Genomic DNA, 7471 nt, shown 5'->3' with positions numbered 1-7471 from the left:
CGACCTGTTGATGGCCAACTTCTTCGCCCAGACCCAGGCGCTCGCCTTCGGCAAGACGGCCGAGGAGGTCCGTGCGGAGGGCGTGCCCGAGGAGCTGGTCCCGCACAAGACGTTCCCGGGCAACCGGCCGACGACCACGATCCTCGCGCGCGAGCTGACCCCGTCCGTGCTCGGCCAGCTGGTCGCGCTCTACGAGCACAAGGTGTTCGTCCAGGGTGCCGTGTGGAACATCGACTCCTTCGACCAGTGGGGCGTGGAGCTGGGCAAGGTCCTCGCCAAGCGCGTCGAACCGGCCCTGACCGAGGGCACGGAGGTCCCCGGCCTGGACGCCTCCACGAAGGCGCTGGTCGCCAAGTACCGGGAGCTGCGCGGCCGGAGCTGACCCGCACGCACGAGCGCTGCCGCGGACGATTCTCCTGTGCGCATTCTGTCCGCGTCCCCTGGGGTTCCACTGGATTCAGGGGAGGAAACGCGTGAGACGCAGGGGGTTCGCCGCGGCGTGCGCAGTACGGCCTTCGACCCGGCCGTCAGAACCATGAAGTACCGCTCGTTCGTGACCGCGGCCCAGAAGGCGTACGAACGCGCGGGCGGAGTCGAGGATCCGCAGGGACCGGGCCCCCCGCCGAGATCAACGACGTGCGCATCCCGCCGGAGCCGGGGTCAGGCCACCGCGCTCAGCGTGTCCGCCAGGCGGCGGCGTGCCGCCCGGGCAGCGGGGAGGGCGGCCAGGGCCGCGGCTCCCAGCACGGCGCCCGCGCCCAGCAGGAGCAGCAGGCCGGGCGAGGGTGACTGGGCGATGCCGGCGCCGATGCCGTTGGAGCTGCCCTGGGCGTCGATCAGCCGGTGCGCCAGCGGCAGCCCCAGGGCCGTACCGGCGAGGACCGCGGCCAGGGCCGTACTGGTCGTCGCCGTGACGGTGATCGCGGTGATCTGCCGAGGGGACATGCCGATCGCCCTGAGGGCGAGCATGTCCCGCTCGCCCTCCCGGACGCTTCCGCCGATCGCGGTGAGCAGCTCGACGAGCCCGATGAGCGCGAGCACGGCGATCAGCCCGGCGACGACGGCGCGCAGCGGGGACAGCCCGTCGGCCGGGTTGGTCACCGCGTGCACGTCCAGGTGTCCCGTACCGGCCGTGGCCAGGGCGGAGGCGACCCGCTGCGGGTCGGCGCCCGGGCGCAGCCGCAGCTGGTAGAAGGCCGGGGACAGCCGCGGGTCGTTCTCGCGCAGGGTGTCCAGGGAGGTCGTCACGACCCGGCCCGCGTTCTGCGGTTCGATGCTGCGGCCCACGATGTGCAGGATCTGCGGCTGCTCACCCACCGTCATCCGCACCCAGTCGCCGACCCGCACATGCAGCAGGTCCAGCAGACCCTGGCCGGCCACGGCCTCGTCCGGTCCGTGCGCGGCCCGGCCCTCGGCGAGGGTGTAGGGGTACGGCTGCGAGCGCGTGCCGAGGCCGCGCAGGGCGATCGTGCCGGTCTGGCCGGGGACCAGCGCGGCGAGCTCGACGCCCGGGTAGGCCGCGGTGACCTGGTCGTTCGCCGCCAGCAGAGCCCGTACGTCCGGGTCGCTCAGATCGCCGTCCGAGCGGAGGGTGAGCGCCGTCGGCAGACCCACCCGTTCCGGGCTGCTGTGGAAGCGGTCGATGGTGGTCCACGCGCTGAGCGCCACCACGATCAGCAGAAGTGGCAGCGTCAGCCGGGCCACGCCGGCCAGCGACCGGCCGCGGCCGGCGAACGCCTTGTGGCAGCCCAGGACCAGCGCGGCCGGCAGCCGCAGCCCCAGGGCGCGGCGGGCCAGGCCGGTCAGCCGGCCGCCCGCCGGAGCCGACGGGCGGGGCACCGGCACCGGAGGCACCCGGCCCGCCCGCCAGGCCGCGAGCCCCGTGGTCAGGCCGATGAACAGCACCGCCGCGACGGGTACCGCGGACAGCGCCACGGTGTGCCCCGGCAAGCCCTGCCACACGCCCACCGCGTCGCCGAGCCGCCCCGGGATCCGGGTGCCGAGACTCTCGGTCACCGCGGCCGCGGCCACCGCACCCAGCACGGCGTACGCCAGGTGCTGGAGCAGGAAGATCCGTACGACCTGGCCCGGCGTGAAGCCGATCGCCTTCAGCACCGAGATGTCCCGCAGATGGCCCCGGATGCGGGTACCGATCGCCCCGTGCACGGCGAATCCCGCGGCGACCAGGGCGCCGAGCCCGAACACGCCGAGCACCTGACCGAGGAGCCGGTTCTCGCCCTGTGCGTCGGCCCGCGCCTGCTGCCAGGTGGAGACCTCGCCGACCGCGCCCGCGCCCAGCACGGTGACGGCACGCTGGACCGCGTAGTCCGTGTCGGAAGGGTCCTTCAGACGCAGCCCGGTCACCTGGCCGCCGGGGGCGCGGACGGCGGACGGCAGCGCCCAGACGAGCCCCGGCTGGGCGCCCGGGCTGTAGCCGGGCTCCGCGCTGTCGGCGATGCCCTCCACGGTCAGGGTGCGGGCGGTGCCGGGCAGCGTGAGGGTGTCGCCGGGCTCGGCCAGCAGGGCCCGGGCCAGGCGGCTCTCCAGGACCACGCCGTCCGGCTCTGCCGGGTCCAGCCAGTGGCCGGCGGTGAGCAGCGGGCGGCCGACGGAGGGCAGGTGCGGGGTGCCGCGCAGCTCCACGGCGGCGCGAGTGCCGCGGGAGGCGACGGTGGCGGCCTCGGTCCGGTAGGGGCCGGCGACGGACTCGACGCCGTCCAGCCGGGCGAGCCGGTGGGCGTCGGTGGAGGCGGCCGTGTGGATCCAGACGTGGGCCCCGCGTGCCTGGGTGAAGGTCCGCTGCCAGGGGTTGGTGGCGTAGCCGAAGAGGGCGGTGGCCAGCAGCAGCGAGGCGACGATGCCGGCGGTGGCGAGCGTGATGAACAGCGCCTCGCCGCGGTGCGTGCGCAGATCGGAGTGGGCCCAGCGGAGGGTGGCTCGCACGGCTCAGTCCCCGGCCCCGGGCGGTCGGCGCGCCATCAGTCCCTCAGCTCCAGTACACCCGAGGTCCCGGGCTTGCGGGACGGGGCGCCGTCGAGGGCGGCGTCGTCGGCTATGCGGCCGTCGAAGAAGCTGATCACGCGGTCGGCGGCGCTGGCCAGCCGGGCGTCGTGGGTGACAAGTACGATGCTCTGCCCGCGCCCGTGGAAGCGGGACAACAGCCGCATCACCTCGCGGGTGCCCTTGCTGTCGAGGCTGCCGGCGGGCTCGTCCGCGAGCAGCAGCGGCGGGTGGTTGACCAGGGCGCGGGCGAGCGCGACCCGCTGCTGTTCGCCGCCGGACAGCTCGCCCGGCATGCTGCGTTCCTTGCCCTCCAGACCCAGCTCGGAAAGGAGCGTCTCGCGCTCGGCCCGGGCTCGCTTCGGCGGGATCCCGGCGAGCAGGGCGGGCAGCTCGACGTTGTCGGCGACCGACAGGTTCGACACCAGGTTGAAGAACTGGAAGACGATCCCGATGGCCTTCCTGCGCTCCACCGCCCAGCGCGCCTCGCTGAAGGAGTCCGTGCACCGGCCGTCGAGCCAGATGCTGCCCTCGTCCGGCCGCTGCAGGCCGCCGAGCAGGTGCAGCAGCGTGGACTTGCCGGCGCCGGACGGTCCGGTGACCGCCACGAACTCGCCCCGCCCGACCCTCAGGTCGACCCCGCGGACGGCACGCGCGGGCGCGCCCTCGCCGTGGTGGGTCTTCACCAGACCCTCGGCGCGCAGCACAGGAGCGTGCCCGCGCACAGGAGAGGAGACGTCACTCACTCCAGCTCCTCCAGTTCCTCCTGGCACCGCTCCAGCCAGTCGAGGTCGGCCTGCAGGTGCAGCATCGCGCCCTCTATCAGCAGATGGGCGATTCGGTTGTCCCGGTTCTCGGCCGCGGCCAGCTTCGACAGGTTGCGCATGGTGTTGAGGTACTGGCGCCGCTGCTTGTTGATGAGGGCGATCTGCTCGGCGAGACCGGTCTGCGGGGCGAGCGCGAGCTTCATGAAGAACTCGTCCCGGACCCGCGGCTCGTCCTCGGTCTCCTCGAACCAGGCGTGCAGCGCCTCTCGCCCGGCGTCGGTGAGGTGGTAGACCTTCTTGTTGGGCCGGCTGGACTGCTCGACGTCCTCGCCCTCGATCAGTCCCGACTTCTCGAGGCGGCCGAGGGTCACGTAGATCTGGCCGACGTTCGGCTGAGGGTACGCGGAGCCCAGCAGTTGCTCAAGGTCCTGCTTCAGCTCGTAGCCGTGGGCCGGGCCGCGGGCGAGGAGTGCCAGGAGGGCAAGGCGCACTCGTGCTGTCCTCCTGTTCTCGTAATGTGCTCCAGGCCCTAGTATCGCCCATACCTAACAGGTATACATGGCCTCTGACCGTCGGGCGAAGGTGCCCGTGGCCGGGTGTACGTGTTCAGGGAGGAACCTATGCGGTGGATGCGCGCCGCCGGTAGGGGGCTCCTCGTTCTCGCCGTGGTCCTGACCGGGTACACGGCCTCCGGCGCGCACGCAGAGGAGCGTGACCGGAGCGGTCCGCTCACCCTGGCCACCGCCGGTGACCTCACCGGCTACCTCGGTCCGCTCCTGGAGGGCTGGAACCGTACGCATCCCGCGGAGAAGGTCACCCTCGTCGAGCTGCCGGACTCCGCCGACGAGACCCACGCGCAGATGACCACCGACCTGCGCGGCGGCGACCGGGGCCGGTTCGACGTGCTCAACATCGACGTCAACTGGACCTCGGAGTTCGCGGCCGCCGGGTGGATCCGTCCGCTGCCGCGTGACCGCTTCCCGCTGAAGAGCTTCCTGCAGCCGGTCGTGGACACGGCGACGTACGACGGGCGGCTGTACGCCGTGCCGTACGTCACCAACGCCGGACTGCTGCTGTACCGCAAGGACGTCCTCGCCAGGGAGGGTGTGCCGCCACCGCGCACCTGGGCCGAGCTGGAGCACGACGCGAAGACCATCGCGCCCAAGTACGGCCTGGACGGGTACGCGGGCCAGCTCCTGCCCTACGAGGGTCTGACCGTCAACGCGGCCGAGGCCGTGTACTCGGCGGGCGGCTCCATCCTCGGCGACGAGGGCACCCGCGTCACCGTCGACTCGGACGCGGCCCGCGAGGGCATCGGCTTCCTCGCCCGCGGTCTGCGCGAGGGCTGGATCCCGAAGGCGGCACTGACGTACAAGGAAGAGGAGTCCAAGCAGGCCTTCCAGGACGGCCGGCTGCTCTTCCTGCGCAACTGGCCCTATGCCTACGCCGTGGCCTCGGCCAGGGGCTCCAAGGTCGCCGGCCGGATCGGCGCCGTACCGCTGCCCGGGCCCGACGGGCCGGGGAAGAGCGTCCTGGGCGGCTCCAACCTGGCCGTCAACACCCACGCCCGGCACCCCGACTCGGCCGCGCGCCTGATCGCGTACCTCACCAGCGAGGGCGTCCAGCGCCAGGTGCTCACCCGGGGCTCGCTGCCTCCCGTACGCGCCGCGCTCTACGAAGACCCCGCGCTCGTACGGAAGTTCCCCTATCTGCCGACCCTGCGCACGGCCGTCCTCACGGCCGCTCCGCGCCCCAAGAGTCCGCACTACGACCAGGTCAGTCTGGTGGTGCAGGCGGTCGTGCAGGACGCGCTGACCGGGCACGAGACGCCCGAGGCCGCGGTGCGCCGACTGGCGCGCGAGCTGGCCGCCGTCTCCAGTCGCTAGTTACTTGTTAGGTAACGCGGATATCTCATCTGGCCTCAGAGTGCCCCAATAAGTCCGTATTTGTTACCCCAACTCCGCAGTAGCCTTGTTCTTTTCATTGACACCCTCGCGACACGCCTACCTAACATGCATGCATAACTGCTGCCCTTCACAGAGACAGGCCACAGGGTTGAACAGGCATCATTGGTGGCGTGACGCGGTGATCTACCAGGTCTACGTCCGCAGCTTCCTCGACAGCACCGGCGACGGCATCGGCGATCTGGCCGGAGTCCGCGCGGGACTGCCGTACCTGAAGAAGCTCGGCGTCGACGGCATCTGGTTGAGCCCCTTCTACCCCTCGCCCCAGCACGACCACGGCTACGACGTCGCCGACTACTGCGGCGTCGACCCGCTCTTCGGCGACCTCGCCGAGTTCGACCTGCTGATGGCGGCCGCCCGGCGGCTCGGCGTCAGGGTGCTCCTGGACATCGTCCCCAACCACTGCTCCAGCGAGCACCCGTGGTTCCGCGAGGCCCTCGCCGCCGAGCCCGGCAGCCCGGCCCGCGCCCGCTTCCACTTCGCCGACGGCCGCGGCCCGGACGGCAGCGAGCCGCCCAACAACTGGCACGCCATGTTCGGCGGCCCGGCCTGGACCCGGGTCACGGAGGCGGACGGTCGCCCCGGCCAGTGGTACCTGCACATGTTCACGCCCGAACAGCCCGACTGGAACTGGCGCAACCCCGAGATCCCCGCCGAGTTCGACCGCGTCCTGCGCTTCTGGCTGGACCGCGGCGTGGACGGCTTCCGCATCGACGTCGCCGCCGGCCTCTACAAGCACCCCGAACTGCCCGACTCCGACGACCCGGAGGCGGACGCCCGCACCCGCGACTCGGTCAACCCGCTCGCCTGGAACCAGCCCGAGGTGCACGACACGTGGCGGCACTGGCGCGCGGTGTGCGAGGAGTACACGGCACGCGACGGACGCGAGCGGCTGCTGGTCGGCGAGGTCTCGGTCCCCACCGCCCGCGAACACGCCCAGTACGTCCGCCCGGACGAACTCCACCAGGCCTTCTTCTTCGACCTGCTCGGCGCGGCCTGGGACGCCGACGCCTTCCGCAAGGTCATCTCCGAGGCCATGCAGGACATAGCCGGCACGGGTTCCACGGTCACCTGGGTGCTCAACAACCACGACCAGGTACGCACCGTCACCCGCTACGGCGAACCGACCCCCGAAGGCAGCGGCCTCGGCACCGTCCGCGCCCGCGCCGCCGCGCTGCTGATGCTGGCGCTGCCCGGAGCCGCGTACATCTACCAGGGCGAGGAACTGGGCCTGCCCGAGGTCGTCGACCTGCCCGACGACGTGCTCACCGACCCGATCTTCCACCGCACCGGAAGCCGTGCCCGCATCCGCGACGGCTGCCGGGTGCCCCTGCCGTGGTCCGGACAGGCCTCCCCGTTCGGCTTCACCTCCGGGGCGGAGAGCGCCAAGCCGTGGCTGCCGCAGCCCTCCTACTTCGCCGAGTACGCCACCGACCGCGCCCTCGCCGACACCCGATCCTTCTGGCACCTGTACCGAGACGGCCTCCAGCTCCGGGCATCGCTGCCCCAGTTGGGCGAGGGCGCGCTGCGCTGGCTGGACACCCCGCCGGGCGTTCTCGCCTTCGTCCGCGGCGACGGCTTCGTCTGCGCCGTCAACTTCGGTACGTCCCCCACGCCCGCGCCGGCCTCCGGCACGCCCCTGTTGTCCAGCGGTCCCTGTCCGGCCGGGGTGCTGCCCGGCTCGACGGCCGCCTGGTGGCTGAGCGACTCCGACCTCTGATCCTCCGCCAACTCACACCC

Annotated in this window: 5 protein-coding genes and 1 pseudogene; 3 read left to right on the top strand and 3 right to left on the bottom strand. The window is 72.4% G+C overall.

Annotation, left to right across the window (positions count from 1 at the left end; all coding sequences use genetic code 11):
* Nucleotides 1-382 (top strand): annotated as a pseudogene (locus tag ACWC5O_RS19130) (glucose-6-phosphate isomerase); the annotation flags it as partial.
* Between the two features lie 278 nt (nt 383-660).
* On the opposite strand, the gene ACWC5O_RS19125 reads toward ACWC5O_RS19130, so the two are convergent.
* Genes ACWC5O_RS19125 through ACWC5O_RS19115 form a run of 3 tightly spaced genes read right to left on the bottom strand, consistent with a single transcriptional unit; the run spans nt 661 to nt 4258 of the window.
* Nucleotides 661-2943 carry an FtsX-like permease family protein gene (locus tag ACWC5O_RS19125; protein WP_450588557.1) on the bottom strand — a complete coding sequence of 761 codons (2283 nt, stop codon included), beginning with the start codon at nt 2941-2943 and terminating at the stop codon, nt 661-663.
* Nucleotides 2944-2978: 35 nt separating this feature from the next.
* Nucleotides 2979-3746, bottom strand: coding sequence for an ABC transporter ATP-binding protein (locus ACWC5O_RS19120; protein ID WP_450588555.1), 768 nt, complete (start codon nt 3744-3746; stop codon nt 2979-2981).
* Complete coding sequence (locus ACWC5O_RS19115; protein ID WP_450588554.1) at nt 3743-4258, bottom strand: PadR family transcriptional regulator; 516 nt, start codon at nt 4256-4258, stop codon at nt 3743-3745. Before ACWC5O_RS19115 ends, ACWC5O_RS19120 begins: the two co-directional genes overlap by 4 nt.
* A gap of 129 nt (nt 4259-4387) precedes the next feature.
* Here ACWC5O_RS19115 and ACWC5O_RS19110 point away from each other — a divergent pair, with 129 nt between their 5' ends.
* Together ACWC5O_RS19110 and ACWC5O_RS19105 are read left to right on the top strand one after the other, a co-directional pair.
* Nucleotides 4388-5653: an ABC transporter substrate-binding protein gene (locus ACWC5O_RS19110; RefSeq protein ID WP_450588553.1), complete on the top strand. Its 1266-nt coding sequence runs from the start codon at nt 4388-4390 to the stop codon at nt 5651-5653.
* 130 nt (nt 5654-5783) lie between these two features.
* Nucleotides 5784-7451, top strand: coding sequence for a glycoside hydrolase family 13 protein (locus ACWC5O_RS19105; RefSeq protein ID WP_450588552.1), 1668 nt, complete (start codon nt 5784-5786; stop codon nt 7449-7451).
* The last annotated feature ends 20 nt before the right edge of the window (nt 7452-7471 follow it).

The organism is Streptomyces sp. NPDC001450 (genome assembly GCF_053597295.1).
This window is presented reverse-complemented; position numbering and strand designations above follow the sequence as displayed.

Bases quoted from the DNA above. Each gene is read 5' to 3' on its own strand.
- ACWC5O_RS19110 (WP_450588553.1), top strand. From the start codon at position 4,388: ATGCGGTGGATGCGCGCCGCCGGTAGGGGGCTCCTCGTTCTCGCCGTG.
- ACWC5O_RS19105 (WP_450588552.1), top strand. From the start codon at position 5,784: ATGCATAACTGCTGCCCTTCACAGAGACAGGCCACAGGGTTGAACAGG.